The sequence below is a fragment of the Pseudomonas protegens genome (assembly GCF_003732485.1).
Taxonomy (GTDB): Bacteria; Pseudomonadota; Gammaproteobacteria; order Pseudomonadales; family Pseudomonadaceae; genus Aquipseudomonas; species Aquipseudomonas protegens_B.
Map to the genome: position 1 here is coordinate 81052 of NZ_MOAK01000082.1, position 1060 is coordinate 82111.

Consider the following 1060-nt stretch of genomic DNA (forward strand, 5'->3'; position numbering starts at 1 on the left):
ATGACCAGGGTCTGGCCGACCTTGAGGTTCTTGCCGCTGAGCTTGTTCCAGCGTTGCAGGTCCTGCACGTTCACCCTGTTGGCCTTGGCGATCAGGGTCAGGTTGTCGCCGTTCTTGACCCGGTAGATGCGCTTGGGCCGCAGCGAGTCGCGGCCTTCGTCGCGGTCGAAGACCGGCTTGAGGGAGCGCTTGCTGATCAGCTCTTCGGGTTTCATGGTGGACAGGCTGGTGGTCAGCAGCTGGGCCTTGGACGTGGGCACCAGCAGGTGTTGCGGGCCATCGACGGTGGTGCGCTGCTTGAACGCCGGGTTGAGCTGGAACAGCTCGTCCTCATCGATGTTGGCCACCGCCGCGACCTTGGACAGGTCCATGCGCTGATTGATCTCCACCACCTGGAAGTAGGGTTCGTTGGCGATGGGGTTGAGATTGACGCCGTAGGCTTGCGGGGCCAGCACCACCTGGGACAGGGCCAGCAGCTTGGGCACATAGGCCTGGGTTTCCGTCGGCAGCGGCAGGTTCCAGTAGTCGGTGGGCAGGCCGAGCTTTTCGTTGCGCTCAATGGCCCGGCTGACCGTGCCTTCACCGGCGTTGTAGGCGGCCAGTGCCAGCAACCAGTCGCCGTTGAACATGTCGTGCAGGCGGGTCAGGTAGTCCAGCGCCGCGGTGGTCGAAGCGGTGATGTCGCGTCGGCCATCGTAGAAACGGGTCTGGCGCAGGTTGAAGTAGCGACCGGTGGCCGGAACGAACTGCCAGAGTCCCACCGCATCGGCCCGGGAATAGGCCAGCGGGTTGTAGGCGCTCTCGATCACCGGCAGCAGGGCCAGTTCCAGCGGCATGTTGCGCTCTTCGAGACGTTCGACGATGTAGTGGATATAGAGGCTGCCGCGCTCGCCGGCATTTTCCAGGAAGGAAGGGTTGCTGGCGAACCACAGGCGCTGTTGTTCAATACGCGGGTTGACGCCCAGGCCTTCTTGCAGTTGGAACCCCTGGCGCATGCGTTCCCAGACGTCCTGGGGAATCTGCGGGCTTGGCTGGTTGCTCAGCCAGATGGGTTTCTGCT

General features: G+C 63.3%; 1 protein-coding gene. It reads right to left on the minus strand.

Annotation, left to right across the window (positions count from 1 at the left end):
• On the minus strand, positions 1-1060 hold a 1060-nt coding region (locus BLX41_RS26085), incomplete at both ends, for a transglycosylase SLT domain-containing protein (protein WP_259745220.1).